Annotated in this window: 32 protein-coding genes and 1 pseudogene; 18 read left to right on the forward strand and 15 right to left on the reverse strand. The window is 43.0% G+C overall.

Annotated elements, in window-relative coordinates; translation table 11 throughout:
• Positions 1-47 precede the first annotated feature (47 nt).
• The 15 genes from NSB03_RS02295 to NSB03_RS02365 form a co-directional block, all read right to left on the reverse strand.
• Positions 48-5,441, reverse strand: a complete 5,394-nt coding sequence (locus tag NSB03_RS02295) for a LamG-like jellyroll fold domain-containing protein (RefSeq protein WP_228099421.1) — start codon at positions 5,439-5,441, stop codon at positions 48-50.
• Complete coding sequence (locus tag NSB03_RS02300; RefSeq protein ID WP_008642527.1) at positions 5,423-6,607, reverse strand: hypothetical protein; 1,185 nt, start codon at positions 6,605-6,607, stop codon at positions 5,423-5,425. Before NSB03_RS02300 ends, NSB03_RS02295 begins: the two co-directional genes overlap by 19 nt.
• Position 6,608: 1 nt before the next feature.
• Entirely contained in the window at positions 6,609-7,118 is a 510-nt protein-coding gene (locus tag NSB03_RS02305; RefSeq protein ID WP_005655404.1) for a hypothetical protein, read from the reverse strand.
• Positions 7,119-7,120: 2 nt separating this feature from the next.
• Positions 7,121-12,532 (reverse strand): tape measure protein, encoded by a 5,412-nt coding sequence (locus tag NSB03_RS02310; RefSeq protein ID WP_065539752.1) that lies wholly within the window; start codon positions 12,530-12,532, stop codon positions 7,121-7,123.
• Positions 12,532-12,660: a hypothetical protein gene (locus NSB03_RS02315; protein ID WP_005655406.1), complete on the reverse strand. Its 129-nt coding sequence runs from the start codon at positions 12,658-12,660 to the stop codon at positions 12,532-12,534. The genes NSB03_RS02310 and NSB03_RS02315 overlap by 1 nt, the downstream gene beginning before the upstream one ends.
• Before the next feature lie 104 nt (positions 12,661-12,764).
• The gene (locus tag NSB03_RS02320) at positions 12,765-13,421 is read right to left on the reverse strand and encodes a hypothetical protein (RefSeq protein WP_032592241.1); all 657 of its coding nucleotides are present in this window, start codon (positions 13,419-13,421) and stop codon (positions 12,765-12,767) included.
• Between the two features lie 68 nt (positions 13,422-13,489).
• Positions 13,490-13,999, reverse strand: a complete 510-nt coding sequence (locus tag NSB03_RS02325; RefSeq protein ID WP_024986349.1) for a hypothetical protein — start codon at positions 13,997-13,999, stop codon at positions 13,490-13,492.
• Between the two features lie 11 nt (positions 14,000-14,010).
• Positions 14,011-14,439: a hypothetical protein gene (locus NSB03_RS02330; protein WP_024986350.1), complete on the reverse strand. Its 429-nt coding sequence runs from the start codon at positions 14,437-14,439 to the stop codon at positions 14,011-14,013.
• Positions 14,436-14,906, reverse strand: coding sequence for a hypothetical protein (locus tag NSB03_RS02335; protein ID WP_005655410.1), 471 nt, complete (start codon positions 14,904-14,906; stop codon positions 14,436-14,438). Before NSB03_RS02335 ends, NSB03_RS02330 begins: the two co-directional genes overlap by 4 nt.
• Positions 14,897-15,229 carry a hypothetical protein gene (locus NSB03_RS02340; RefSeq protein ID WP_005655412.1) on the reverse strand — a complete coding sequence of 111 codons (333 nt, stop codon included), beginning with the start codon at positions 15,227-15,229 and terminating at the stop codon, positions 14,897-14,899. The genes NSB03_RS02335 and NSB03_RS02340 overlap by 10 nt, the downstream gene beginning before the upstream one ends.
• Position 15,230: 1 nt before the next feature.
• Positions 15,231-15,566, reverse strand: coding sequence for a DUF6706 family protein (locus NSB03_RS02345; protein WP_005655413.1), 336 nt, complete (start codon positions 15,564-15,566; stop codon positions 15,231-15,233).
• Positions 15,567-15,571: 5 nt separating this feature from the next.
• On the reverse strand, positions 15,572-15,898 hold the full coding sequence (locus NSB03_RS02350; RefSeq protein ID WP_024986351.1) for a hypothetical protein: 327 nt from the start codon (positions 15,896-15,898) through the stop codon (positions 15,572-15,574).
• Positions 15,899-15,909: 11 nt separating this feature from the next.
• Positions 15,910-17,145, reverse strand: coding sequence for a hypothetical protein (locus NSB03_RS02355; protein ID WP_024986352.1), 1,236 nt, complete (start codon positions 17,143-17,145; stop codon positions 15,910-15,912).
• A 19-nt stretch (positions 17,146-17,164) separates the two neighbouring features.
• Positions 17,165-17,812, reverse strand: coding sequence for a hypothetical protein (locus NSB03_RS02360; RefSeq protein WP_008642519.1), 648 nt, complete (start codon positions 17,810-17,812; stop codon positions 17,165-17,167).
• An 8-nt stretch (positions 17,813-17,820) separates the two neighbouring features.
• Entirely contained in the window at positions 17,821-18,426 is a 606-nt protein-coding gene (locus NSB03_RS02365) for a hypothetical protein (protein ID WP_005655418.1), read from the reverse strand.
• Positions 18,427-18,946: 520 nt separating this feature from the next.
• Here NSB03_RS02365 and NSB03_RS02370 point away from each other — a divergent pair.
• The 18 genes and pseudogenes from NSB03_RS02370 to NSB03_RS02460 all read left to right on the forward strand — a co-directional run bounded on the left by NSB03_RS02370 (position 18,947) and on the right by NSB03_RS02460 (position 25,351).
• Positions 18,947-19,123 carry a hypothetical protein gene (locus NSB03_RS02370; RefSeq protein ID WP_225665235.1) on the forward strand — a complete coding sequence of 59 codons (177 nt, stop codon included), beginning with the start codon at positions 18,947-18,949 and terminating at the stop codon, positions 19,121-19,123.
• A gap of 25 nt (positions 19,124-19,148) precedes the next feature.
• Entirely contained in the window at positions 19,149-19,400 is a 252-nt protein-coding gene (locus tag NSB03_RS02375; protein WP_024986353.1) for a hypothetical protein, read from the forward strand.
• Positions 19,401-19,411: 11 nt separating this feature from the next.
• Positions 19,412-19,777: a hypothetical protein gene (locus NSB03_RS02380; RefSeq protein WP_024986354.1), complete on the forward strand. Its 366-nt coding sequence runs from the start codon at positions 19,412-19,414 to the stop codon at positions 19,775-19,777.
• Between the two features lie 43 nt (positions 19,778-19,820).
• Positions 19,821-20,000: a hypothetical protein gene (locus tag NSB03_RS02385; RefSeq protein WP_024986355.1), complete on the forward strand. Its 180-nt coding sequence runs from the start codon at positions 19,821-19,823 to the stop codon at positions 19,998-20,000.
• A 42-nt stretch (positions 20,001-20,042) separates the two neighbouring features.
• Positions 20,043-20,183 (forward strand): hypothetical protein, encoded by a 141-nt coding sequence (locus NSB03_RS02390; protein WP_162223847.1) that lies wholly within the window; start codon positions 20,043-20,045, stop codon positions 20,181-20,183.
• Between the two features lie 11 nt (positions 20,184-20,194).
• A complete protein-coding gene (locus tag NSB03_RS02395) occupies positions 20,195-20,374 on the forward strand; it encodes a hypothetical protein (RefSeq protein ID WP_024986356.1) in 180 nt (59 codons plus the stop codon).
• Between the two features lie 11 nt (positions 20,375-20,385).
• Positions 20,386-20,598 carry a hypothetical protein gene (locus tag NSB03_RS02400; RefSeq protein ID WP_008642513.1) on the forward strand — a complete coding sequence of 71 codons (213 nt, stop codon included), beginning with the start codon at positions 20,386-20,388 and terminating at the stop codon, positions 20,596-20,598.
• Positions 20,599-20,762: 164 nt separating this feature from the next.
• Positions 20,763-21,038, forward strand: coding sequence for a DUF3846 domain-containing protein (locus NSB03_RS02405; protein ID WP_024986357.1), 276 nt, complete (start codon positions 20,763-20,765; stop codon positions 21,036-21,038).
• Positions 21,038-22,112, forward strand: a pseudogene (locus NSB03_RS02415) (DNA cytosine methyltransferase). The gene NSB03_RS02405 and the pseudogene NSB03_RS02415 overlap by 1 nt, the downstream one beginning before the upstream one ends.
• 5 nt (positions 22,113-22,117) lie before the next feature.
• Positions 22,118-22,351 carry a hypothetical protein gene (locus NSB03_RS02420; RefSeq protein ID WP_128824230.1) on the forward strand — a complete coding sequence of 78 codons (234 nt, stop codon included), beginning with the start codon at positions 22,118-22,120 and terminating at the stop codon, positions 22,349-22,351.
• Complete coding sequence (locus tag NSB03_RS02425) at positions 22,348-22,581, forward strand: hypothetical protein (protein WP_024986359.1); 234 nt, start codon at positions 22,348-22,350, stop codon at positions 22,579-22,581. The genes NSB03_RS02420 and NSB03_RS02425 overlap by 4 nt, the downstream gene beginning before the upstream one ends.
• A gap of 178 nt (positions 22,582-22,759) precedes the next feature.
• Positions 22,760-23,014: a hypothetical protein gene (locus NSB03_RS02430; protein ID WP_024986361.1), complete on the forward strand. Its 255-nt coding sequence runs from the start codon at positions 22,760-22,762 to the stop codon at positions 23,012-23,014.
• Positions 23,015-23,025: 11 nt separating this feature from the next.
• Positions 23,026-23,310, forward strand: a complete 285-nt coding sequence (locus NSB03_RS02435) for a hypothetical protein (RefSeq protein ID WP_024986362.1) — start codon at positions 23,026-23,028, stop codon at positions 23,308-23,310.
• 5 nt (positions 23,311-23,315) lie between these two features.
• On the forward strand, positions 23,316-23,645 hold the full coding sequence (locus tag NSB03_RS02440) for a hypothetical protein (RefSeq protein ID WP_024986363.1): 330 nt from the start codon (positions 23,316-23,318) through the stop codon (positions 23,643-23,645).
• A gap of 95 nt (positions 23,646-23,740) precedes the next feature.
• Positions 23,741-23,992 (forward strand): hypothetical protein, encoded by a 252-nt coding sequence (locus NSB03_RS02445; protein ID WP_024986364.1) that lies wholly within the window; start codon positions 23,741-23,743, stop codon positions 23,990-23,992.
• Positions 23,985-24,260 carry a hypothetical protein gene (locus tag NSB03_RS02450; protein ID WP_024986365.1) on the forward strand — a complete coding sequence of 92 codons (276 nt, stop codon included), beginning with the start codon at positions 23,985-23,987 and terminating at the stop codon, positions 24,258-24,260. Before NSB03_RS02445 ends, NSB03_RS02450 begins: the two co-directional genes overlap by 8 nt.
• Position 24,261: 1 nt before the next feature.
• Entirely contained in the window at positions 24,262-25,035 is a 774-nt protein-coding gene (locus NSB03_RS02455; RefSeq protein ID WP_024986366.1) for an ADP-ribosylglycohydrolase family protein, read from the forward strand.
• Positions 25,028-25,351: a hypothetical protein gene (locus tag NSB03_RS02460; RefSeq protein ID WP_024986367.1), complete on the forward strand. Its 324-nt coding sequence runs from the start codon at positions 25,028-25,030 to the stop codon at positions 25,349-25,351. The genes NSB03_RS02455 and NSB03_RS02460 overlap by 8 nt, the downstream gene beginning before the upstream one ends.
• Positions 25,352-25,374 lie beyond the last annotated feature (23 nt).

Below are 25,374 nucleotides of genomic sequence, written 5' to 3' on the forward strand. Positions count from 1 at the left end.
TTTCTTACCGCCTTTCTTTGCCATTATAAACACCTCCTTTCAATATATCAATATTTATAATCCCAATCCGGGGCAAACACTACAAAATTGAAATTGCCGTCATTCCTTGAACTATCATCGGAAGTCATTACCTCAAAATAGGTAGAATATTGTACATACACATTCGCCTTTAACGGGTTAGAGCCTCCGCTTATAGTACCATTTCCGCAAACCATTACCATGTAGCCGCTTGGCAGTGTACCATTCGCAAACGAAAGTCTGTAACGCCCGGTATCTTGTCTTGATGCGGTAAATACCTCTCTTAGGTTTCTGCCATCGAAAAACTTGCCGCTTACACTTGCGCCACTACTACCATAGAACGTACCCATCGCCATAATACGGGCAAAACGCCCAGTAGCTCCATTTGTTATAAAATCATCTCTTGAAAAACGGCTTGTTATCGTCCACTCTCCAAGAATTTTACTTGGCGTACTTCCATTACGCTCAAAACAAGTCATTTCGACAATTTCTTGCGGTCTTATTAAAGCATATAAAGATGAACTTGACGAAGTAACATTATCAGTTATTGAAAACGTATTCATCTCAACAAGATAATTGGCTTTACCAAAAGCCCCACTATTATAAAGCCGACATACTTTACCTATATCCTCTTTTTCATAGCCCATAGTAATATTGCGTTCGCTTGTCGTTTCCGGAAGATAGAATAGGTTTACATCGGAGAAATTGCCGCTAAATCCTGTTGATAGTTGCAATGTGCCTTTTAGACGTACTTCGCCTTTATTCCCGTCCATATATACATTTCCATTCTGACTTTCCAAACGTCCGTTACGGAATACCCACCCGGCTATATTGGCGTTTTCAGCCAACAATAGGTTGGTTGCCACACTCTCGAATTGCGCCCCAAAAGTATTCCATTTGCTTGTGTTGGTCGGCACGACACCCGAGAACGTTCCTGCATCAATACGGGCAACATAAAACACATTATTGTACTTTACCACATCTAACCTGTATTTGTTGCCGTAATAAGTTTTGCTACTACTGTACAATCCTTGATATACAGCAGCCGGGCTATCTCCTTTTTCGCCCTTATCACCCGGTTCGCCTTTATCACCTTTCGACCCCGTGACACATATTGCAGCCGTGGTGTCGCTCGTTCCATTCGTATAAGTGATAACCGAGCGTGTCCATATATACCATTTATCTTTCCAAGTTGGGCGTGTTGTACCCCATGAGCCACCAAGCAATGAGGTTGCCGAACTGGATAGGTAGTATTGCTCCACAATGGACGATACCCCAACACCAGTAGTACCCTTGCCGCCTGTAATACAAACCGCCTTAGTGTATGTGGTCGTATTATCGGAATAAGACACTTTCGTTCTACTCCATATATACCGCCCGTCAATCCATGTAGGAGCGGTTGTCTGCCACCCCGTAGTAGGCGCAACGGTATTAGACGTGCTTTGCGCATACTCCACATCTGCCAACGTTACACTCGTACCCGGTTCGCCTTTATCACCATTATAGGAGTTTATACGTACAGGGGTACTCCATTTCTGTACCATCGTGTCTGCCTTGCCATTCATCACGGAAGCAATATCATTCACAGGCAAAGCTCCCATCAGCAAACGCACATCATCGAAATATACGGCAGAGCCGAATACATCATCATCGTAAATAGCAAAGCCTACAGCCATGATATTAACACTGCCACTATGTAATTGCTCCCCGTTTTTGAATACCGTAACGGTGCGGTCATTGAAGCGGAATGCAAGGTGAAACCACGTGTTAGGCGTGATTGCAATACTCTTTTCCACATAGTGCCTACCGTTATACCCGTTCAACATCCACTTTATTTGCCTTTGTTCTGACTTCATCCAAAAACAGAGTGTAAAACTTTCCCCAAAGGGTAAATCATAAGGAATACGGCTCTCCATTCCACCACTCAGATTGAGGGCATATCTCGTTCCGTCCTTTACCACCGTTCCACTACCCAATACGCCATTGTAGCCATTACCCGAAACATCAGAAAAATTGTTTTCCTCAATGGGCAAATAGAACTTGGTACGGTCTGCAAGCCCGGACTTCTTAGCCATGATGCACCACAAGTATTCAAACTCATCAAGTGTTGGCATTTCCGTAGTCCATCCGGCAGGATTGGAAGAATTAATATCCAAAGTGGGGGGCGTTGAAGTCGAGCCATTTTTAGCGTAACGGTATTCGTAGTATTCGCCAGCTCCGGCATCCGTTCCACCCGTACCCGATTCTCCTTTAATTAAAGCCCACGTGTAATCCATCGGGTTGTCGCTGTCTTTCTGCACATAGTCGGTGTATTGCCCTATGTAATCGCCCGGCTCTTCACCATTGTTTGCAGTGAACGACATTCCCCCGTTGTCCGAATACTTGATATGGAAGTATGGAGTACGCCCATCTTCACCGGGTAAACCGGGCGTTCCGTCTTGTCCTTTCGTGTCGCTCCACTTGTAGGCACTTGGTTTGTCGCTATCGGTGGGTATCATATCCACATACAAACCCAACCATCTTCCGGGTGTTTCACCGTTTCCGGCTGTGAACGTTTTGCCGCCATCATCGGAATACTTCTTATGAAGATAGCTACTCTTTCCATCTTCCCCCTTAATAGCTCCAACATCTTTCCAGTTCGTGCCATCCCAAATATAGAGGTTGCCCCCGATTAGATAAGCATCGCCCTCTGAATTTCCAACGGTAGGCAGTTGTGAAACATTGTCCTTAGAACCTTTGATATTGATTGAAGTACCATCAGCACCACGCACACGAAAAGGAATACCCCACGCACCCTCCGTATCGGTCTTGGCGTTCTTTATACTCATCCAAACCACGTTTTCGGACGAAGTTCTGTGCCAACCTCCCGTAGAGCCATCCCCCGTAGGGGTGGCAGGCTTGGTTTCACTGTCATTATAGGTATAGAATACGGATAAACCGCTTTCTCCCTTATCCCCAGTAGAACCTTTCGCCACAACCGACCAATATACGGAATTGGTAGGCAGGTTGCCCATGCTTGGCGTGGGGTTGGTGTATCGGTAAGTACACGTTTCACCATTCACCGTATAAGTCACCTCATCCCCGGCATAGTACACGTACTTCGGATTATATGTGCCACGGAACACCCCGATATGTGAGGTGTCCCCACTATCAGAAAGCAAACGGACGTTGTGCAATGTTAATTGGCGTTTTGCCGTTACGTTCCAATCAATAGAACTTGAAGAATCACCGATACGGAACTTGTTGCCGTCCAAATCCAAATAGCACTCCTTATCGCTTGTTATAATCTTACCCGTAGTGATAGTGTTTCCGTTGATACGGGTAAATCCGTAGGTAGTGGTAAAGTCCCTGAAATCATCATCCGAATGCACCGACCCCAATATACCCACTTGGAAATAATAGTTGTTCGGGTCTTCGGTTGGTTCAACCTTTAGTTGTTCCTGTGTCACATACCAAATGCCATCCGTGCTTTTCTTGGAGCACTTGGCAAACACATAGTACCCCTTTGGGCTTGATAGAGTGAATGAGCCAGCCGCCATGTTCCAATGCTTGATTATCTCATCATCAATAGTCAAGTGAGCCAATACCCCGGCAGAAGCATCAAAACGATTGGATATTCCGTTTACGTTGGCTTGCAGTATCACATCTATCAAAACAAATTGTTGGCTCTTAGACCCCACCGTAAGCATATTGGTGTCAATGGAATTGGGCTTGATGTTTTCGGGGTCAAAATAACCGTCCGTATCATACACCATTGTACGCAGTTCCTCTGTTGTACGCCATCCCCTCCGTGCCTTAGTCAAGTCCCGAAGCCGATTGTTTTCTATGATTGTTTCGTGCCGTCCCACATCCACAACCGTTTGAGTGATTGGGGAAATGGCTGTAATGTCCGAAAGGGTCAGTGTATAGTCATGCTCCACAAGCAGGTTCTTTGTCACCTTTTGGATGCGGATATTCTTCTCAATACCGAAACGCTCATCTTTCACGGGTACATAGTTACCCACATGAAAGACGGTTGTTTCGCTATCGCTTGGCAAAGCGTTCAGAAAGTAGGAGCGTTCAAAGGTAAGCTGATATTGCGCCCGTGCCTGTGTGCGTGGCTTGAACTCGTTATATCCGGCATACCATAAATCTTCCTCTGCATCATCTTCATAAGATTTAGGCAGGTGAATATCCGTAATCTTATACGTGTCACCCTCCGTTATTCGGTAAGCCTCGCTTTCAGTGGTAGGAATAGTTAGCCCCCTGTTGTCCGTAAATGGAATGAGCGTAAACCTTTTTGTTGCATGGTCGTATCCTCCCTTTTGCGCCAATTCAAATTGTTGTCCGGCTAATTTACCCGAAATGAAAGTAATCTTTGCCGATACCTCGTTAATCAGATACTTTGTACCTTTATCGTCTTTCTCGTTCAGGTCAAAGTCCATTGTATCATCAATGAAGCTGTTTATATCATCAGCCACCAAAGCAGTAACCGTACCCGTCCGTTTCGGGAAAATATTATCATACGTCACAGCATCCTCATCACTACCCAGTGCATCCCTCAAATCGCCATCCTCCAAATAACGCTTGTTATCATCGGATATGCCTATATATTCGCTCTGAGGCGGTACTATTGTACCGTCCCATAGTTTGTGTTCCTTTTTGTTCAAACGCACTGGAAACGGAAGCTGTAGGCGTTCTGAATAGTCCCTGTAATCACTCCGAATGTTGGTCGTGCCACCCTCCACCCAAAGTCTTGTGATAATGGTCTTATCATCTACCTTTTGCTCTTTGAGCTTGTACAAGCCGTTGCCTTTGCCCCACTCAAAGAAAGCGTTGCCACCCGGGGGCACAACTTTTGCACCGAACTTTCCTATGTGGATGGTACGCACCCCGTCCTTTTGGGTAATGAGAAACTCCAAATCAAATTCACGGTCACTGCAAAGCATTTGCAAAACCTGTAGGCAATTGTTACGGGCAAAGGAAATGGTACGGGGTTCTGTGTCCGGGCAATTAGCTTCATCGAAAGCCCATAAGCCCGGATAGTCACGGCTCACGTTGTAGATAAGCACCTTTACAAAGTCCCGGATATTATAAGTGAGGTCAAACGTGCTTTTGCTGGATTTCCCGTTTGCATCGGTGTTTCGGTACAGGCTTTTCATCAGCTCGTACATCACTCCGTAGAAAGTGGCATCATGCACATAATGGTTGTCCGAAAGCATTTCACGGTTCACCTTAGTACGGATGGTGTATTCTTCACCCTCCACTATGATTTTATCTCCCTTGCCTAAATTAAGCAACTCAGAGGAAACAATGGAAAGCTGTACGTTATCATCCCCCATTAAGGAACTGTTTTGAGCGGCTGATTTCAGCGTACAAAACGGCTCTTTGGAAAACAAGCGTACCTTTTCACCGTTGCGCCTGATTATTTCAAGAGTTCCCATATCACAATAGCATTGGTTTCAAATTTTTCAATGTCTTCAATCACGCCCGAAACGATTATCTCGTATTCACCGGGTGTAACGTAAGTGTGTTCTATCGTTTGTTCGCTGCCGGACACATCGTAAGTGTGCGTGCCGTCACCCCAATAGATATTAAGCAGCTTGGACGAAGTGACGGTAATCGTAGCCTTGCCGTTTGCAGTTCCACCTATATATCTAAGCACTTTTTTCACAGGTTCATCTTCCACCAGCTTTAAACGGAATGTACCCACCATCAAATCGTTGCTATATTGTCCCCAGCTCTTTTCCGGGTCTGCCTCATCCAGCAATTCCACTTCATATACCAAAGGCTTTGCCTTTCCGTCATAGTCCACACGCAAACGGTGGTTCCCCTCCGCATCGAATTGGGAAAAGAAAAGGTTTACCCATTCCACATAGGCGGCACGTCCCGAAGCCTCAATAAAGCAATCCAGTGTAATGTTGCGTTCCTTGTAGCGTGGTCGCTTCTTATCCCTTACAATACCGTGGTAATTGTCCCAGTTCACTTGCAAGGCTTCTTTGCGCTCCAACCGTCCAACCAATCCGGCACTTTTGGAAACGAATACCCCAAACTCCTTGAAGTTCTTTCCGTCTATGAAATATTCCACATCCGTATCTTTCTGCAACTCGAATATTTCACGGGGTTCTTTCGCCACGTCAAACAGTTTCACTTCGTCCAGCAAGGCTTTCGTCCCAAAAAGTGATTGGTCGTTGATGGAAAGCCCTGTTGGTGTCTTTGGTAATATTTCACTGAATATCCGGGTCGTGTTCTCATAGACGGTAAACATATTGCCGGACTTAACGAAAGCAAAGAAAATCCAGCCATCGGGCATTACATCAAGCCATTGCTCTTTATAATTGTCTATACCGGGCATATTCAGCACCCAGCCTAACTTTTGAGAAACAGGCAGCACCCAAAAACAAAGTGTAAAATTACCGCTAAAGGGTATGGAACGAGCTGTTTCGCATTCGCCCGTACCATTCAAAGCAAGTGATTTACCCACTTTAGATTTCTTAGAAAAATCCGCACCATCCGATAAGGTGGCATCGTTGCGGTACTGTGAAAAGTCGTAAGCTATACTACCGTCCGGGTCATCGAAAGGCAGGTGTAAAATCATGTTCTTATCCATATCAGTAAGTATTTTTATTCATTTGTCTAACTTCTATCCCCACTCCCTCTATATCCGCTTTGGCATTGCCATACAGATTCACAAGCACCTTTGCATCCGTTCCGGCTACCGCCACATACAGATACGAGTTATCGAAAGCGTCTATGGTAACAATCGCATTGTCCGACACGTTTACGGCACTATGGGAATCATGCCGTGCATATACCCGTGAAACAGAATAGCCGTCATACTCCAACATAGCTTTGCAGTCACCATTCAGCACCACATCGGGTAAATTCACCTTATCCGTAACCTCATCATCCACAAACACCCCGTAAACCTCGCATTTGCCTTTGAAGTGTTCCCGTATAAAGTCAAGCGTGGGGTAATTCTCCGATATACAGAAATCTATGCCCTTAATGTAAAGCTGTATCAGTTGCTCATAGTCAAGCCCCGTTCTTAGCTTCATTTGCCACATCCGGCAAAGCCCCTTTGCCTTGCCATCCTCTTTAAGTTGTTGTACCAGTTCCATAACTATGCTATTCCTTGTGATAAAAGTGAACTATCTTTATTTTCAATGCGCTTCAAAGTAGTTTTAATCTCCGTCAGCTCTGATGCACTCAACTTCGTGTTGGCGGCTATTTCTGCTTGGTAAACAAGTGCCTGCCTCATAATAGAGGTTTGGTCGCTTTGGTTTATGACAAAGGCATTCAACCGCCCGGCTATCACACCGCCCGTTTCCTCACTCATGGAAGTAACCGCACCCGTAAGGGGGTCTTGCTGTACGGTTTCTTCCTCCACATCCTTAATCCAATCACCAATACCCTCCAATGCGGAATTGAACAAATCCCCGGCAGCGTTCACCATCCTTTCAAATTCTCGCTTCTCTACATCGGTCAGTTTCCCGTCTTTCATGGATTCTCCCAAATAGAGAACGGCATCATTGATTCCCTTTGCCAAAAACTCACGTTTCAACGCTTCCACAACCGCTTTTTTAAGGACTTCTTTTGTCTTTTCGCCCAATGCTTCCGCTGCATCCTCACCTTTGCAATAAGCATCTACCAACGCATCGGCAAATTCATCAATGGCGGTTTTTACATCCGTTCCGGCAAGCGTTTCCATCATTGACCTATCCAAATCCTCTATCTGTTGGGTAATGGATTCTATTTGCTCGTTCCACTGTTGGATTTTTCCGTTATCGGTTTTCTTCTTATCCTTTTCAGCTTGAATTTGCTTTCTTAAATCCTCTTGTTGCTGTTTGAGGTTCTTTTTCTGAGCCTCATAGATAGAAAACATATCTCCGTTTTCTTCCGCATTCTTCAACTGTTTGTTGAGTTCCTTAATCTCCTTGTTGAGTTGAGCGTAACGGGCAAAATCCCAATTCTTCTTTGCTATATTGGCTTCTTGTTCCAAAGCCCGTATTTGGTCGTTAATCAGTTGGATATTCTTTTCGTAGGCTTCACGTTGGCTATCATTGAACACCCAATAAGTATTATTGTAGGCTCGTTCCAAACGGTTGTAGGATTGTTCCAGCGCATCTATTTCCTTTTGCAGATTTTGAATTTTCTTCTCATACTTGGAATCATGCAATTTGGCAAATATGCCCACTACAGAAGTAACGGCACTTACCATACCCGTAACGCCTCCCAATATGTCACCGCTCATCATTTTACCTACAGAGGCGGCGGCATTGCCCAACTGCCCGAACAACTCCATTGCAGTGCCTAAGCCGTTTGCCAAATCATCCTGTCCCAAATCAGAAAACATGGATGCAATGGCATTGCCGCACGTGGTAGCCGTATCGGTAATCGTTTCAATGGACTTGGTTACGCCTTTGGCGGCTTTCTTCATGTCAGCCTCTGCCTTTTTCACATCCTCATCCGTACCCTTTCCGGCAGCAACATTCGCTTTGGCTTCTGCCAGCTTCTTTTTGGCTTCAATGTAATCATCATAGAACGTGCCTAAAGCCTTAAAAGGATTCTTTGAAATAAGCGTTTCCTTTGCTTGATTCAAACTATCAATCAAAGCACGGTAATCTACGGGATTCAGTTTCAAATCCGCATCTTTTAGCTTTGTTTCAATATCAGCCACCAACTTATCTATTTCAGCTACAGAAAGGCTATCCAAATCGCCAAATAACTTCTTCCAACTATCCGATTGCTTTAACATATTGGCGGTAAGGGTGCTTAACGCTTCTGCCTCCGACTTGTTTACTTGGTTAATCCGTTCTTGGTCGCCCGTCTTTTGAGCGGCAGCACGCAGCAAGGCGTATTCCTTTTGGATGTCATTTCTTTGTTCCTCAAAGGTTCTGTAAGAGGAAAGTATCTTTTGCTGTACTTCTTCCTGTAACTTTTCATCTTCTTCTGAAACAAATAAAGTGGCTTCCGCTTTTTCGTCAGCACCCACAAGCCCGGAACTTCCATTAGCCAGCTTCTCTTTTGCATCGGCTATGGCTTCCAACTTCTCGGCAAGTGTTTGGGCTTGCTGAATGGTCTTAGATACAGATTCCTTGAAAGAATCCATAGCGGACTTTGCCCCCGTGATTTCATTGTATTGCATATTAAGGGAAATAAGTTGGTTACTTTCTCCCTCTGTGAGTGTTCCGGCTTGTTGTTTATCCTTTAGAGCCTTGATTTCATTTTCCACATACTCCTTGTACGATTTACCGCCTTTTAAAAGCGTGGCAAATTGGGTATTGGCTACATCTTCGCCCATGTTACGCACCCAACGGAAATACAAGGCATATTGCTGTTTCTTGTACTCTATTTCACCGTCAAAGAGTTTGTTTTGGGCTTTGTCATATTTCTTGTTTTCAAGTGTTCGCCTTTCATCGAAGCCGTCCTTTTCAGACTTAGATAAGCCACCTTTTCCGGCATCCTTACGAGCTTTAGCCAAAGCCTTTTCCTCTTTGTCTATATTATCCAATGCCTCCTTGTGTTGGAGCGAAAGGGTGCGCTTGCGTTTTTCGTAGCCCTCTTCCAAGACTGCAATACGGTCAGCCTCCAATTTGCGGTCAGCTTCAAGTTGCCTTTCACGTAGTTGCTTGGCGGCACTATCCGCTTTATCCCCCGTGGTATGCTTGGGTAAACGGGCTTCCAACTTCTTTATTTGCGTATCATAGCTCTTATAGTCAGAACTACCGATAATGGCAGCTTCACGCAAATCTTTAAGCTGCTTGATACGGTCTGATATTCCCTTTTCCGTGTTAAGGTTTGTAGTCTTGGTGTTTACAGCACCATTCAATTTATCCAACAAGTCTTTCAACTCTTTCAGTTGGGTATTATCGGCTTCCACCTTTACCTTTTTGGCATTGAGGGTATCAATACTTTTCTGAGTTTCACCTATTTTCTTATCCAGCTCGTTAAACGACATAGCCACATAGTCGGTACTTTCTGTTACAGAAGTCGTATCTTTCGGAGCAATGAACGCTTCTAATTCCTTATTCACCTTGCCTATGGTTTCATCCGCCTTTTTTGCTGATTGTACAATACTTTCAAGATATGTTTTTATGTTACTTTTGAAAGCATCCATTTCTTTATCAGTCGCACTTGTACTTTGCTTGACTTGTGAAACAATGCTGTTTAATGAGTTATTGAACGCATCGGTATAGGCTTGACCTGTTAGCCCTTTCAATTGGTTTGCGGATTCTACCGCCATAGATTCTACCGCATCCCATACAGCCCCCGAAGCTCCACGAATAGAACTTGAAGCCACATCAACAACCTTATTCATCATAACGGTTACACCCTCCGGGGTGGTTTCCATAACTTCTTGAATTTCTTTGTAGGTTGCATCTTCGGCATTCTCTTTCAGCTTATCAAGTGCATCCGTTTGGCTTTGTACCAGTTCTTGCATAGCTTGTTCGGTATATTTAGCCTTGATTTTTTCGGCTGTAGTTTGCTGAATGGCTGTAGTCAATTCCTCATATTTAAGACGCTGTAAATCAAGTGTAGCGTTTTCATCAAGCAATGTCTTATTATATTGTTTACATACGGCATTGATTTTTTCAATCGTATTTTTATGTGTTTGAGTTCCTTTCTCCGTATTTTGCAATACGGCAAAAAGTAAATTCAAATCGTCAATCTCTTTTTTCGTGGTATCTTGAAATTCACCCGTTGCCGTGGTCGCTTCTTTTTGTTTGCCCGTAAAAAGAGTAATTACACTGACTAATGCACCTATCAATCCCATTACCCAGCCGATAGGATTGCTCATCATGGAAGCCCAAAGAGCTTTCACCGCTACCGTTGCTTTTGTCGTGATTGCAGTCAGTACGGAAGTTACAGCCCCTTGTGTTGTCTTTGCCGTAGTATCTGCCACGGAAGCGGCTGTGGATTGCTTGGTGGCTGTAGCTTCAAGTAGTTTTTTCTTTGCGTAAAAATCGGATTGGGTGGCTAAAGCCGTCTTTCGTGCGATAGCTGCGTTATCCTCCGCTGCCTCCATCTTCTTAGTGGCAATGGCTATCTTTTCAGCGTTCCCAGTCTGTTGTGCCCTGTACACTTCCAAATAGGCACGTTCTACAGCCGCCTTTGCCGCCAGTGCATCAGCCCGTGCCGATTCCATCTTTACGGCTGCTGCCTTGACATCGGTACGCATGGCATTTAAGGTAGCCGCACTGTTTTGTGTCTTAACGGCAACCTCATTTTCCAAAGCGGCACGATACACGGCACTTTTAGCCGACAAGTCTAACTTGCTTAGAGCTTGCTTTTGTTCAACGGTAAGAACACTCAGAGCCACCGCCTCATAATTGGCAGAAGAAGCCGTTAGATTCAAATTGGAAAGGTATTCTGCTTGTTGGATGGTAAGCATTTGTTGAATGGTGGCAATGCGTAACTGCTTTACCATGTTGGCGTGTTCCTCTACCGTCAGTTGCGCTTGCAATGCTGCGACATGGCTGTTTTGGGCTGCAACCATCGCTTTTGTCTGAGCTACCATCTGCCCAGTAGCAACGGCTTCCAACTTCATTAAGGAAATCTTAGCCTGCCTTGCCGTGTTATCCAAAAGAGCAACGCCCGTATATCCCTTTGTGGCTAATGTATTCAGTACAATAGCGGCTTTCACGCTTCCATAGCCTATAGCAACGGCTTTCAAAATACGCAAAATATCATCCAAATGCTCTGCCATATAGGTAGCACTTTCAATAGCTCCGGCAAAAACATCTTGGTTATCCGCACCCAACTTGTTTAACGATTGTTCCCACGCATCACCCATGTTGGAAATCATACCCGTTAGGGACTTGCTTTGTTCTTGCATGAGGTTGTAGTAAGTCCCGGCTTTACCCGTCATGTTTTGGAAAGCCTTTTCTACTTCCGCAAAGCCAACCTTACCCTCCGTTACAAGGTTGGAAACTTCATCTTTGGTTACGCCAAGCACTTTAGCCAGTTCCTCATAGATGGGAATACCACGCCCGGCAAACTGCCTAATATCCACGGTAAATGCCCTGCCTTGTGTCCGTAGCGTTCCATAGAGGTAGGCAATATCCTGTAGTGGCGCACCCACGCCCGAAGCCACGTTACCAAGCATTACCAGCTCATCCACCACATTATCCACGGTTGAGCCGTAAGCAAGCATCTGTTTGGCACTACTCGCAATGCCCGAAAGGTCAAACGGAGTTTTGGCGGCTGTATCAATAAGCCTATCCATCAAGCCCTTTGCTTGCGTACCACTTTTGAGCATGGTTGTAAAGGCAATTTCCAACTGTTGAAACTGCCCACGTGTTTGCACGATACTTTGAAGCAAAGTCCCCATACCCTGCCCAACGAGGTAGGAAACAATGTATTTCGCCCCATTTTGCGCAAAGCTCTGAATGGAGTTATCCATCACAGACGATTCCGATACGGCTGTGGATGAAACCTGTTTGATACTCCTTTCCATCGCTTGTGCCGACACGTTGAAATCATTTATATCAAGGGTGGCTTTGAACGCCAACGCTCCGTTTATATTATCCATTACATTATTCCTTTCAGATAATTCTTAATATCATCCTTTGTCTTTAGCTGTACAGGCGGCTTCCCACCATCTTTGTTTCCGTCCGTTTGCTCCGGCTCTTGTTCCACACGTGCCGCATCTGCCAGCATGATTTGTACGTTTAGCCAACTGATACCCCAAAGCAGATAATCGTAAGTCCAGCCAAAGGACTTGATAATTTCCCCACGATTACCCCACGGGCTATTTAGCCCGATTACTCTACTCGGTTTGCTTTGAGTTTCTTCGGATTGGTCGTTCCTATCTCCCGTATTGACCGAATAGAGGACGTAAAACCCCCGGGATTCATCATTTGGCTTATCACGTCTGCCAGCTTTTCAAGCCGGGTAGATGTAAGGTGTTCCATGAAAAACGCTTTCAAGGCTTTCACCTCTTTGTCTTTAGAGGGGTCAGCTACCACGGGATTGTTAAGCACGGCTACGGCTGCAATCTCAGCCATCAGAGGAATATACTTGAAAAGGCGTTTGCTTTCCTGTATGGGTTCGGCTTGTATCTTTTCCTCATCGTATTCTATATTCAGATACAACCGCCTCAAACAATCCATCGTACCCAAATAAAGAGGCTTCAAATGGAAGTGGCGCATATATACACGCTCCATAGTTTGCAAAGCGGCATTGGGTACTTCTGTTTCGGACACATCCCAGCCTTTGGGAATACGTTTGTCACGCCACATCCTTACATGGTTCGGAAAATGCTTATTCCACCAACGGATGAAGCGTGGCGGTTTTACCGGGTTAATTTTAAGCGGTACATTGAATTTCACTCCCATGTTCACAAGTGCCTGTATCGCCTTTTCTTCGATTTCCAAGCGTTCTTCACGGGTCAATTCACGTTCATTATTCAGTTGTTCCATTTGTCTTAAAAGTTAAAAAGCCCCCCATCCGGGGATAGGAGGCTATCGGTTCTCAGACTTTTTCAGTGTCATGCTACTGTTGGGTCGCTCATTTCCTCGCTTGCTTGCAAGTTTGATTGGAACTTGATAGTCATAGGCACAAGGCAGATACCCTTTGAAGAATAGGTAATTTCGAATGTCGGGATGATACGCACATTGGCACATCCGACAAACAAGCCCTCTTCCGGCTCAATCCACATAGCCCATTCCTTGTATTCCAACTTCTTGGGACGAATCCAAACACGCTTACCATCTTCCCCGGTAGGTGTTCCACCGAAGTAACGTGCAAGCTGTGTCAAATCCGGGTCCATCAAGGAAAGTTCAATAGCCGTAGGTGTTTCACCAACAAGCGTGATAACCTTGCTTGAAGTTTCCGACTTGTGTTCCGTGATTTCCGGGGAATCGTCTTTCAGACTACAAGTGTCTTGATAGACATCGCCCAAATCAAGCCATTCATTGCCTTTTGCGGGCATATTTCCGTCACTTTTGGCAGGGGCGATATAAATCTTTTTCAACCCCATTGTTGCTAAAATCGGCATAATCTTAATTTTTATTGGTTGATACTCTTTTCTCTTACTGTAAGCTCCAAAGCAAGGGAAACAAAATGTTCGTTTTGGTCTTTCTCCTTAATCGGTGGGTTAAACCGCCCTATGTTCCAGTTATAGCCTTTCCCACTTTCATAATGGTTTTTCAACACCTCAACCACCTTTGCCCTTATCTCTATGAGCCTCTTAAAATGTGTCCTGTAAACGGCTTTCCCCTTGCCTTTGGCTATCACCTTATCCGGCACATGAATATTCACGTTTATCTGACCGTAGCGCACGGATGCTTCACCGTCTATCGTATGAGGGACAATTATCACATCCTCTTTGGTGTAGTCGTTACGCTCGTAATCAATCACACCCGAAATGAAGTTTTTCACCTCGCTTGCTTGAAGCATGGCGTAAATCCTTGTTGCTATTTCCTCAGTCGTTATCATGCTGCGTTCCCGAATAATTCGATTGCTTTCTTATTAGCTTTCATCACCAACTTGTTAATCTCGGCAGGTAGTTCGCTTTTGGCTTTCAGTTCGGCAGGTAGAATCACGTTGTACCCTTTGGCTTCCACGTAGGCGGCATAATTCATTCCGGCTACTATAATGAGGGAAAAAGTGTTTGGCAGCGTGGCGGCATACTTCATTGCAGCCTCCAACATGGCTTTCGCACCCTCTCCGGGCTGGTCTGACCCACCATAGTAAACGATTTCCTTATTCTGTACCACGGCATAGCCTATAGAGTTGGTTAAATTGCCCGTTTGGTCTTGGTAGTTGTGGCTATCCTTAGCATACTTAGCCAGCTTTTCGCCCATGTATTTTAACAAGGTTACGAAAGCCAATTCAAGTTGCTTTTGGAAAGCAGCCACGGGGTTTAAGATAGCCCCTTTGTCAAACATCGGCATTATCCCCATATCTCTATGTATTTAGGGTTTGTATCATCTATTCCCGAAATGGTGAACTCATCCACACCTCCACGCTCCAAAGTCACTTCCACACGTGCGCCTATACTCAAATCACCCTCAAAGTAGGATGGTAAAAACACATCAAAGGTGTATGAATACATTTGCCCGTCCGTTCCCAATCGTTGCTTGGCAGGTATGAATTTCTCCACTTGACACTCACAGCCTTTCACCCACACGGGCGCATCATCGTCCGTGTAAAATCCCGTTGCTTCATCCCTCGTTGCTTCAAGGGGCAAAGCGGTGTATCTGAAAGTTCCGTTATTCCGTGCCATATCACCACAAATTAGAGCCGTCCGTAATGGAAGAAACTTCGACAAAATCCGAAACGTCCAAACCGTTCTCGTTGCAAAGGTCTTTAATGCGCTTCTCCAACTTCTCCACGCTGTAGCCTTGTGAGGACTTACCTAACGTGTCATTGGTAAGCACAATCATCCGCTTTAGCACCTTTATAGCGGCTATGGCTATCGTGCGTTGGTCTGTGTCGGCATTGTACTCACTATCCCAGTCGCTTATCTTCACATCAGCAAGTGCCTTTTGCAAAGCAAGGCGGCTTGGGGTATAGGGTTCAAGCTCACCCACCAACGCATTGTATTTTGTCAAAGTTCCCATCACTACTATTTTTCAAGGGCTTCTTTCAAAGCCGTTACACTCTCATCTGAAAGGGCTTCAATCGCTTTGGTTACACCTTTAACCCCGGCATTTTTGGCAACGGGGGCATTGATGGATTCCAAAGCATCCTTTACCACATTCAAATCATATTCATTGTCTTGGAAAGTGACCTTTTCAGCCTGTTTGCTTTCCAAAGACTTAATCACACAAATGCCCCTTGCAACCAAATCATTAACTCGGTTAAGCTCATCGGTATGCAAGGTTTCACCTACCTTGTAGATTTTGCCTTTGTCGTTTTTGTCTATAAACGCTTTCTTTACTGTCAGTTCCATAAGCAAAAGGTTTAGCCTACTTCAAGAGATGTTGCGCTCTCAAATTCGGATTTAGTCCAATAGGTACGTGCCACACCGTTTGCATCGGCAGGAACTTCCTTTTCTTCAAAACCACGGACTTGCAAACAGATAATAGCACCAATCTCAGTGATAAGAGGCAGCAAGCGTCCAGAGCCTTGTGTATATTCGGCTGCAACTTGACCTGTGGATTCCCCAGTACGCCACTTGGCGATACGAATACCACCGCCAGCGTTCATGTAGTCCACGTTTTCTTCCTCTATCAACTCGCTATCTTCAATGGCGGGCTGAATTTCACCGATAACCCCGGCAGGCTTGATACAGATAAAGTTGTGATTCCACGGTTCAAGCGATTTACGCTTACCGTCCATATCCATACCCATTTTACGGGTAATCACCGTTACAGGGGGGATTTCATTACCAGCAAGCAAATCTGCCATCTGAGCCGTTGTTACGGTCTGAGCCTTTTTATCGTTACCATGTACCAACAAACGGGTCGTTTCGTCCATACGCAACCAAAAATAGAGGTCTTGGCTCATAAGGATTTCGCCCGGCTCAATGCCACGGTTACGCAGGTCACTACAGATAGCCGACAACATCAAAACGGGGGACAACTTGCCAGCTTTGGTATTGGCAGAGTTCCACAAGAAAGCTGATACCAGCTTGTTTGTTTCCGGCATTTGATAATCCACCTCGTACTTACGTCCACCCGGATTGTTGATTTCCGGCACGAACTGAGCCACACCCCAATTAGAGAATGCCATCAGAGCGATAAAGTCCATCACGTCCTTACAGCCCAAATAAGCATCTTTCATGTCGTGGGTAAGGAGCTTTTCAATTTGCTTCACCTTAGCGGATTCACTCAAACGGGGATTTTCGTAAACCTCCATCAGTTTACGGTAATCACGTGCATACATGGGGAACTTGTGACCCACACGGGGGATTTCCTTAGTCCACACATCGAAGCCGTCAGAACGCCTCATAGGTGTAGGTGATTCATCACCAATCAATGTAGCCATGATACGCAAGTTGTACTTACCTACAAGTGCCTCGGCAGTCAATGACATTTGGGGCGTGTTGGTAGTAAACCAGCTATCACAGTACATCTTCTGAAAAAGGGTTGTTTCACGTTCGGAAGCCTTATCAAAAGTCTTTTTCCACGTTGCTAAAAAGTCAAGCGGTTTGCCGTCCTTGTGAAGCCCTTTGAATGTTGAAAAAATAGATTTCATGTCGTTACGCTAATTTTAGTTAGTGTGATTTCGTTAATTTCACGTGGGGATTCCCTTTCAAGTAATCGCCCGTAGTGTCCTTTTGCCCGGCAGGGATAGGCGGCACACGTCTTTCGTACATTGCGTATTGCATGGTGTCGGCAGAAACATCTACAGAGGTTTCAAACTCGCCTACTTCCACATCGGCAATCAGTACGGAGTTGGAAGTGCCACGCTCCTTTGATTTTGCGGCAGTTTGTCCGTCCGAAACAACCTCTACCAATACATCATCCTTTACAAGCCCGGCAATGGCTTTGGAGAGAGTGACAATGTAATTGTTTCCGTTTCGCTCAATCTTTTCGATTGTGGGAACATCGGCAATGGCTGTAGCGGCTGTGCCGTCTTTCAGCACCAAATCACCAACGGCAAAGCAAGGCTCGTAGAACTCATCCACGTACAGGCTTACTTTCTTGGTGTTTTCCGCATCCACTTCCACCACTTTTGCAGTCTTGATGACTTGCACCGTCCTTTTCACCTCATCCTTGATAGCAAGCGTTCCGGCAGGCACGGTATCGCCAACAGCGAAATGTTGGTTTTCCACGTCCAGATTGAAGCCGCCTTGCACGATAGAGGGCGAACCCGTGAAAATGGGTCGCATCCCGGTAAATGAAGCAGTCTTTCTTTTCATTTCATCTTTTATTTTACGGTTATTGATTCCAGCAAGCTATCAGCAGCTTCATCAATTTGCTTTTCACTTGCCGCCTTAGAACCCCCTGAGTGTTCATCATCAAGCCCATTTGTAATAAGCTCCTGTTTGTAAGCGGAAACGGCATCCTCAATATCTTCATCATCGGAGATTGATTTTGCCAAACGGTCACGGAGATAAGCCGGGATTTTGTGCTTTTCCATAGCCTTAACTACTTCCTTCGCACGGGCTTCTTTGCTTTCTTTGGCTTCGTAGTTAGCAATCTTTTCCTCCATTTCCTTTAACCTCTTTTCAGTCGCTTCGTCCAAAGCCACCTTGCCCTTACGTTTAGATTCTTCTTCCTTACGCTTTCTTTCTTCCTCTTCCTCATCCTCGGTTTGGGTTGGTTTCTTTTTGTTTGCCCATCGGGTTGCTTCACCTTGACTTTCCTTAGCCACTTCCGCAATCAGATTTGCCGTACTTTCTATTGCCTCATCATCGGTAGAATCATCCTCAATGCTGCCACCCATTTTTTCGGTTATCGCTTTAAGGTACTTCTCCGAAAGACCAGTGTCTTTACACAAGCCTTTGACTTTCTCAAAGAGTTTCTTATTCATTGTTGCTTTTGTTATTTAGTAAGTTGAACTTCTACAGAGCAAAGATATGAAATAAAATCATATATGCGTTCTATAAACACACATATTTTACTCGGTAAATTACTTGCCTATTAGCATCTTACGCTTAAAAACAAGACGTAAAAGCGATTTTTCATTTACTATATTCAATATAACAAATATGTGTTTGATTAACACAATAGGAATAATATTTTTCACTCAACAAAAATATATCCTCAAAAAAGCACAAAATATATCCTGTTTTGCAGTAAATATATCCATTCGAGCATTTCCACCCATCTTAAATAAAGGAAATTACCACTAAAAGACTATCAAAACCAACTATCACATAGGTATTTTGAAAATATATCCAAAAATATATCCGAATACTTTGTTATATTAAATATATAGCCTATATTTGCATCGTAATAAGATTGATAACGTTTAAAATATATGTGATATGGATGTGAATTATATTCTAATAAAAGGAAACAAGCATTTTAAGTGCCACAGTTTAGCAGAAATGGCTATCTATTTTAGCTTGTCCGTAACCAGCAATGGAAGCGTAATCTGTGATGGCTACCATGATACAATGTCTTATTCTAAAGAGTGGAGCCACGAAGATATTATTACCGATTTCATACGCAACAGAGTAGAGAAAGTAGTACCTGATGTTGAAATATACAAAGTACAAAAATAATAATGCAACACTAAATTTTCAGATTATGGCAACTAAGAGTATTGATAAAAAGAAAACATTGGAATATGCGGTAGCATTTTACTTCTATGATTCGGGATGTGTAAACTTTATGATGGGTAATATCATGTACCAGCATATCAAAACCATTTATGACGAAAGGGCAGACGGCAGAGGGCAAAACACATTAGAGGTAGTTTACAACTACAAAAAAATGAAATATGAAGTGCTGTGCCTCACAAACAGCAAATTAGCTCAAAAAGAAATATCAATACTATAATACATATTGCCATGACACAGAAAGAATTTGAAGAAAGAACCGGGTTGAAGCTAACAGCGGACAACTATATAGAGGTTGAAACTTGCTACATGAATACAGACCTTGATAAAGATGCGTTTTGCAAGTTGTGGATGAAAAACCCGGCAGCTCTGAAAGAAATAGAGCAAAAAACGGTGTTAGTTCGTGAACTTTACGAAGAACGCAAATGTCTTGAAAACTTTCTTATAGAACAAGCCGAAAAGTGGAGTGCATTAGATTTAAGAGAAAAAGCAATAACCATGATTGGCGAGCGTGAATACCTCAGAAGAAAATTAGCAAAAGGATACAACCTTTGGGAATTAGACAAAGAACTATTAGACGAAATTTTAAGAAAGTAATAACCAGTAGGGTAGCAATCCCCTACACAATACAAATAAGATTATGAAACTTTTAGAGATACATAAAAAGGGTATTAATGCCCACAATAAAGAAGTAAGCTATTACGGCTTAGATTACACGACTAAGAAAGTGTTATTTGAAGTCGAAGAACTCAATGAGGCTATTGAGCAAGCCGTTTCTTTTGGCTATCAAAAATGGGCTGAAATAACAATGATGTTCTAAGTTTAACCCGGTAGTCTTTGGGCTACCACAATGCAACACCGAATGAAAAGATATTATTTGCAAGGCAAAGAGATTAGCGAAAAACAAGCTAAAGCCATTGAAGCCCAAAATCAGAAGTACATAAGCAGCAATGATTTTACGCTTTGGGCAAAGTGCCAATTTGTAACAGTAGTAACCAAGTAAATTTCAGAATTATGAATGAATACACTTACATCATTTTCGACCATAACGGCAGACGTTTGGGAAAGATTGAGTTTGGAGTGCGCAACAGCGTACCATCCGCAAAAGAAATAAAAGAAGCCATTAAAGATGGCTTTCCCAACGGGACGACTTATAAATTACTCGTTCCAATAAGCGTGTGTATCAACCAATAAAATTTTAGGATATGGGAATATTGAAAGATGCAATTTTAGCGGCAATACAGCAGGAACACCCGGATGCTCATTGGGTGGGAAACGAAAAACCCCACATGATAGAATCTACAGCGCAAGCAAAATACAATGACGTTAGACGTGTTGAACGCAATTATACTAAAGGCGTTCACAAGGCAAGAAAGGAGGCTCACAATGGCAATAGTAACAGTACAAGACATTTATAGATGTGATTCATGCAAGGCAGCATCAGACGAATTAGGAAGAGGATGTAAGCATGGTATGCTCTTCCCTCTAATGCTTATAATGGGAAACTTTACTGAGTGTATGAACTATGAGTTTGATGCCGAAAAGGTAAAACTTCAACTAAAACGAAAGGAGGCAAAATAAGATGGCAACACTGATAAAGACAGACGGAAGTAAATTGGAAATCCAACCTCAAAACGGGCTGGACTTCCAACTGGATGAACTGCAAAAGTTCGTAGATGGTTACATTGATATTATAAACCTACACAATGGGGATATTCTCGTAATCAATGATAATGGGAAAGACGTTTTAGATTCCAACGAAACAGCCACGGAAATAGCGCATAAACACAATGCTATTTTTGGTTGGGATTATATTTGTGGCGATGTCGTTATGTGTAAAGATGAGGAGGTGCAATAATGGAAATTCATAAATTCCCTTATAACTGGAAGCTGGCAGAAGCCAATTTCACTAAAGACAAAGGCAAAGTGTTTTCTTGTTTTGCGTGTGGTGGCGGTTCAACTATGGGCTACAAGTTGGCAGGGTTTGATGTGATAGGTTGCAATGAAATAGACCCTAAAGTGAATCAGGTGTATGTAACCAACCATGCACCACGGTTCAATTTTTTAGGGGATATAAGAGAATTGAGAGAGAGAGAGAGAGAGAGAGCTACCGCCCGAACTTTATAACTTGGATATTTTGGACGGCTCACCCCCATGTTCCACTTTCTCCTTATCCGGCAACCGTGAAAAGGATTGGGGCAAAGAAAAGGTGTTCAGAGAGGGGCAAACGGCACAAGTTCTTGATACACTTTTCTTCGACTTCATTGCTTTGGCAAAAGCACTGCAACCAAAGGTTGTGATAGCGGAAAATGTGAAAGGCTTGCTTATGGGTAATGCCATAGATTATGTAAGGCGCATTTACAAGGACTTTGAAGATGCTGGGTATTATTGCCAACACTTCTTACTTGATGCTTCTAAAATGGGAGTACCACAAATGCGAAACCGGGTGTTCTTTGTATGTATTAGGCATGATTTGGGCGTGAATTTCTTGAAAGTGTCTGACCTCTTCAATGTTGAGCCACATATTTGCATGGACTTCAACGAGCCGGGGATTTGCTACGGAGAATTTGCGGATTACATGGGCAAACCATACGGCAAGCGCATGAAAGAAATGTTTGATAATAGAACACATGGGGATATTGATATGTCAAATGCTTATCGGAAGCTGACAGGCAAAAGAGGATTTTTCAATCAATGTTATTTGTATGAGGATGAAATTTGCAACACGCTTACGGCTCATGCAGACAGCACGATTCCTTTTAATAAGCCTGTGTATTTATCAAAATCTGAGGTGTGCAACGCTTCTACTTTCCCGCAAGACTATGATTTTTGCGGTTTTTCACCGCACTACATTTGCGGTATGAGTGTACCGCCTGTTATGATGGCGCAAGTGTCTACACGAGTTTACGAACAATGGCTATCAAATTTATAATTGGAATGAAAACACTAACAGTTGGAGAACTTATACAAAAACTTAAAAAAATGCCTAAAGCAGCCAATGTTTGGATGCTAACAGATAGAAAAGAATCAAATTGGGATGAAGATAATGCGACTTTTAGGCGTGTTCATGGAATAACTTACGTTGAAAAAGAAATCGTATATCCAAACGATGGTTTTACAGATAAAACAGAAATTAATGTTTTACTTGAAATAGAAGAGGATGAGATATGAGAAAGTTACGTGCAATATGGCAGCTTATCAAAGCTGATAAATGGGCTTTATTCACTTATGAAAATGCCCCGGAAGACCCAGTATGGGCAACTTTCCCATTTTTTCGGTGGAACATATCGGAGAAATGCGACTACTTTTTCAGACTGATTAAAGAACGTCTGTATAGTATTGATAATTACAACAGTGCTTTAACTAATGAGCGTAAAATATATGAGGATAACGAACAATGATTGAAAAATGGTACGAGGTATCTTGTGATATATGCGGTTGTAAACTTATTCAATATGCAATGTTTCAGCCAACGCCTACCGAATTACGGAGAAACGGTATAAAAGTTAAAATCTATAATGGCAAGATTCACACTTATTGTGATGAATGTTATGAGAAGATAAGAAAAGGAGGTAAACGATGAACACTACATTAAGAAATGCTTTCAAGAAAGCGGAAGATAAACACCGTGAATCAATTATAGCACTACAAGCTATTGATAAACATCTTGCTTTTTCAGGATTTAGAGGGAACGAGCCTAAAATATCAATGGCGGCAGGGGATGATATTTTACTTGTGTGGCAATGTAAAGAAATGGATAAAGAAACAATCATCGAAATCATGGAATCAAGAGGGTATATAACACCCGATGATTTTGTAGGAGTGTTCGACTAAAGTATAAAGCAATGAGGTACGCACTTAGGAAGCAAGCTAAAATAGCCTCTGTGTATAGTGAGGCTTATTTGAAAGAACACATCATAAGCAGCCTTGATTCTTATTTTGGCAAATGCGATGATGAGCGTATAACGGATGATATTTCACAAGAGGGATATGTAACCAGTACTGGAGAAGATTATCCACTTTTGAAAATAAACGACCTTGCGGATGATAACGCTATGTTGGAGTTCGCCGTTATAGGTTTGGAATGTGATATATTAAAATTGTCTTTTTTAGGACGAATAAAAGGATAAACACAATGAATAAAGAACTGATTAAAAAGGAAGCAGATGAATTTGCTAATAAAGAATACGAGATAAGCGATATTGATAGAGATGCTTTACATAAAGGGTTTTATCATGGTGCGGAATGGCGCATAAATTCGGTATGGCACAATGCGGATAAGAAACCAAAAGACGGAAAGTATCTAACAATAATAAAGGTGAAAGGAGAGCTTATAATTGAAATAGCCCCGTGGAGAAATGGAAAATATCAAGGGACACACCATATTGGAGTGTATTTTGGTCATGCTACGATTGTCAAATATGCCAATATTTACGATTTACTACCATCAGAACAAATCGAATAAGAAAGCATTAACCATACTAAGTACAATAAACTTGGTAAACATTTGTTTTATTAAATATAATATGGTAATTTTGCGTTTATAGAACACATATAGCAATGAAACAGCAAAGAAAGGTCATTCATGTAGAATTGAAAGAGCCATACAAGGGCAAACGTCACTACTATTTTGGCAGCATTACCGCTATATATGAGCTGTTGCCCACCGAAGTAGTAGGATGCTCGAAAGAAACCCTTTGGAATGTTCTAAGGAATGACGAACACAAGGGTAGAAAAGCCATTATACGATATGGCACACTCCATACAAAACAATCAAATAGAGGCATAAGAAAGGAGGCTAACAATGGATGAATGTATTACGAAAGAAATGACAAAATCCCTTTTGAAAGCATTTGAGGGTATAAACGAATCTTTAGAAGATTTTCAAAAGGCTTGTGCATCTACAATAGAATCTACAGAAAAGCATATTGTATCGGCTCTTTTTTTAAGAGAATCTGCAATGCTCATTAAACTGGCAGAATCTTCATTTGTTACACGATGGTACTACAAACATAAGTACCGTGAAGCTAAATATCATAGAATTAAAGCAGAGCGTTTTTTTAATCAAAATTTCAAGTAATATGTTAGGAGCAATTATAGGCGATATTGTAGGCTCACGCTTTGAGTTTAACAATACAGATAACTACAACTTTGAATTATTCACAAAGGATAGCACGTTTACAGACGATACCATTTGTACTATAGCGGTAGCGGATGCAATCAATACGGGCGCAAATTACAAAGATAAGTTTCTCCAATGGTGTAGAGCATACCCCAATCCGAAAGGGGCATACGGCGGCAGCTTTGCCCGCTGGATAGCCTCAGACACCCCACAACCATATAACAGCTTCGGCAATGGCTCTGCAATGCGTGTTTCCCCGGTTGCATGGGCTTATGACAACTTGGATAAGGTTTTGATGGAGGCAGAGAAAACGGCTATAGTAACCCATAATCACCCGGAGGGAATTAAAGGAGCTGTAGCAGTCGCACACGCTATTTATTATCTGAGGACAACCCACAATCAGAAAGCATTTGAGAATATAATGCAATCGTACTATCCGCAATTCATGGTAAACGATTATTATGCCGGAGTATTTGATGAAACGTGTCAAGGCACTGTGCCGCTTTGTTTGAAAATTATTCGTGTAAGCACCTCTTTTGAGGATGCAATCAGACGGGCTATTTCATGGGGTGGAGATAGCGACACGATAGGGGCAATAGTCGGCTCAATGGCAGAAGCCCTTTGGGGTGTCCCCAAAGAAATTTCAGACAAGGCATTTGACTTGTTGCCTACTGATATGCTCAATGTAGTTGGTGATTTTTTCGGAAACTTAAATAGAAAACAATATGTATAAAAACGATTTACAATCATTTTGCCGCTTCTACAAAGGCGAAACGGTATGCCCGTTCAAAGATGGCGATAAGCAAATGTTTTGGCTTTGTGAAAAATGGTGGACTGAGCAAACTATACCTGCCACCGATGCTGGATGTGAACTCATTACCCCAATTCTAAAGGAATACACTGATGCCGGATTATCCAGTTTTGAATTGTACGATGGTGTGCCCATCACATTGAAAGCGGTGCTTTTCAATAGGTACTGCAAATATGCTGAAAGGGTGGATATAGAGGATTTTAGAAAGCTGTATCGGACTACATACATAAAAGATTAAAGTAAAGGCGCACCGTAATTGAT

It is taken from the genome of Bacteroides acidifaciens (genome assembly GCF_024623065.1).
Classification (GTDB): Bacteria; Bacteroidota; Bacteroidia; order Bacteroidales; family Bacteroidaceae; genus Bacteroides; species Bacteroides acidifaciens.

Excerpts from the sequence above, each read along its gene's own strand:
- NSB03_RS02295 (WP_228099421.1), bottom strand. The coding sequence starts at position 5,441 with ATGGGAACTCTTGAAATAATCAGGCGCAACGGTGAAAAGGTACGCTTG.
- NSB03_RS02300 (WP_008642527.1), bottom strand. The coding sequence starts at position 6,607 with ATGGATAAGAACATGATTTTACACCTGCCTTTCGATGACCCGGACGGT.
- NSB03_RS02305 (WP_005655404.1), bottom strand. The coding sequence starts at position 7,118 with ATGGAACTGGTACAACAACTTAAAGAGGATGGCAAGGCAAAGGGGCTT.
- NSB03_RS02310 (WP_065539752.1), bottom strand. The coding sequence starts at position 12,532 with ATGGATAATATAAACGGAGCGTTGGCGTTCAAAGCCACCCTTGATATA.
- NSB03_RS02315 (WP_005655406.1), bottom strand. The coding sequence starts at position 12,660 with ATGCTGGCAGATGCGGCACGTGTGGAACAAGAGCCGGAGCAAACGGAC.
- NSB03_RS02320 (WP_032592241.1), bottom strand. The coding sequence starts at position 13,421 with ATGGAACAACTGAATAATGAACGTGAATTGACCCGTGAAGAACGCTTG.
- NSB03_RS02325 (WP_024986349.1), bottom strand. The coding sequence starts at position 13,999 with ATGCCGATTTTAGCAACAATGGGGTTGAAAAAGATTTATATCGCCCCT.
- NSB03_RS02330 (WP_024986350.1), bottom strand. The coding sequence starts at position 14,439 with ATGATAACGACTGAGGAAATAGCAACAAGGATTTACGCCATGCTTCAA.
- NSB03_RS02335 (WP_005655410.1), bottom strand. The coding sequence starts at position 14,906 with ATGGGGATAATGCCGATGTTTGACAAAGGGGCTATCTTAAACCCCGTG.
- NSB03_RS02340 (WP_005655412.1), bottom strand. The coding sequence starts at position 15,229 with ATGGCACGGAATAACGGAACTTTCAGATACACCGCTTTGCCCCTTGAA.
- NSB03_RS02345 (WP_005655413.1), bottom strand. The coding sequence starts at position 15,566 with ATGGGAACTTTGACAAAATACAATGCGTTGGTGGGTGAGCTTGAACCC.
- NSB03_RS02350 (WP_024986351.1), bottom strand. The coding sequence starts at position 15,898 with ATGGAACTGACAGTAAAGAAAGCGTTTATAGACAAAAACGACAAAGGC.
- NSB03_RS02355 (WP_024986352.1), bottom strand. The coding sequence starts at position 17,145 with ATGAAATCTATTTTTTCAACATTCAAAGGGCTTCACAAGGACGGCAAA.
- NSB03_RS02360 (WP_008642519.1), bottom strand. The coding sequence starts at position 17,812 with ATGAAAAGAAAGACTGCTTCATTTACCGGGATGCGACCCATTTTCACG.
- NSB03_RS02365 (WP_005655418.1), bottom strand. The coding sequence starts at position 18,426 with ATGAATAAGAAACTCTTTGAGAAAGTCAAAGGCTTGTGTAAAGACACT.
- NSB03_RS02370 (WP_225665235.1), top strand. The coding sequence starts at position 18,947 with ATGGCTATCTATTTTAGCTTGTCCGTAACCAGCAATGGAAGCGTAATC.
- NSB03_RS02375 (WP_024986353.1), top strand. The coding sequence starts at position 19,149 with ATGGCAACTAAGAGTATTGATAAAAAGAAAACATTGGAATATGCGGTA.
- NSB03_RS02380 (WP_024986354.1), top strand. The coding sequence starts at position 19,412 with ATGACACAGAAAGAATTTGAAGAAAGAACCGGGTTGAAGCTAACAGCG.
- NSB03_RS02385 (WP_024986355.1), top strand. The coding sequence starts at position 19,821 with ATGAAACTTTTAGAGATACATAAAAAGGGTATTAATGCCCACAATAAA.
- NSB03_RS02390 (WP_162223847.1), top strand. The coding sequence starts at position 20,043 with ATGAAAAGATATTATTTGCAAGGCAAAGAGATTAGCGAAAAACAAGCT.
- NSB03_RS02395 (WP_024986356.1), top strand. The coding sequence starts at position 20,195 with ATGAATGAATACACTTACATCATTTTCGACCATAACGGCAGACGTTTG.
- NSB03_RS02400 (WP_008642513.1), top strand. The coding sequence starts at position 20,386 with ATGGGAATATTGAAAGATGCAATTTTAGCGGCAATACAGCAGGAACAC.
- NSB03_RS02405 (WP_024986357.1), top strand. The coding sequence starts at position 20,763 with ATGGCAACACTGATAAAGACAGACGGAAGTAAATTGGAAATCCAACCT.
- NSB03_RS02420 (WP_128824230.1), top strand. The coding sequence starts at position 22,118 with ATGAAAACACTAACAGTTGGAGAACTTATACAAAAACTTAAAAAAATG.
- NSB03_RS02425 (WP_024986359.1), top strand. The coding sequence starts at position 22,348 with ATGAGAAAGTTACGTGCAATATGGCAGCTTATCAAAGCTGATAAATGG.
- NSB03_RS02430 (WP_024986361.1), top strand. The coding sequence starts at position 22,760 with ATGAACACTACATTAAGAAATGCTTTCAAGAAAGCGGAAGATAAACAC.
- NSB03_RS02435 (WP_024986362.1), top strand. The coding sequence starts at position 23,026 with ATGAGGTACGCACTTAGGAAGCAAGCTAAAATAGCCTCTGTGTATAGT.
- NSB03_RS02440 (WP_024986363.1), top strand. The coding sequence starts at position 23,316 with ATGAATAAAGAACTGATTAAAAAGGAAGCAGATGAATTTGCTAATAAA.
- NSB03_RS02445 (WP_024986364.1), top strand. The coding sequence starts at position 23,741 with ATGAAACAGCAAAGAAAGGTCATTCATGTAGAATTGAAAGAGCCATAC.
- NSB03_RS02450 (WP_024986365.1), top strand. The coding sequence starts at position 23,985 with ATGGATGAATGTATTACGAAAGAAATGACAAAATCCCTTTTGAAAGCA.
- NSB03_RS02455 (WP_024986366.1), top strand. The coding sequence starts at position 24,262 with ATGTTAGGAGCAATTATAGGCGATATTGTAGGCTCACGCTTTGAGTTT.
- NSB03_RS02460 (WP_024986367.1), top strand. The coding sequence starts at position 25,028 with ATGTATAAAAACGATTTACAATCATTTTGCCGCTTCTACAAAGGCGAA.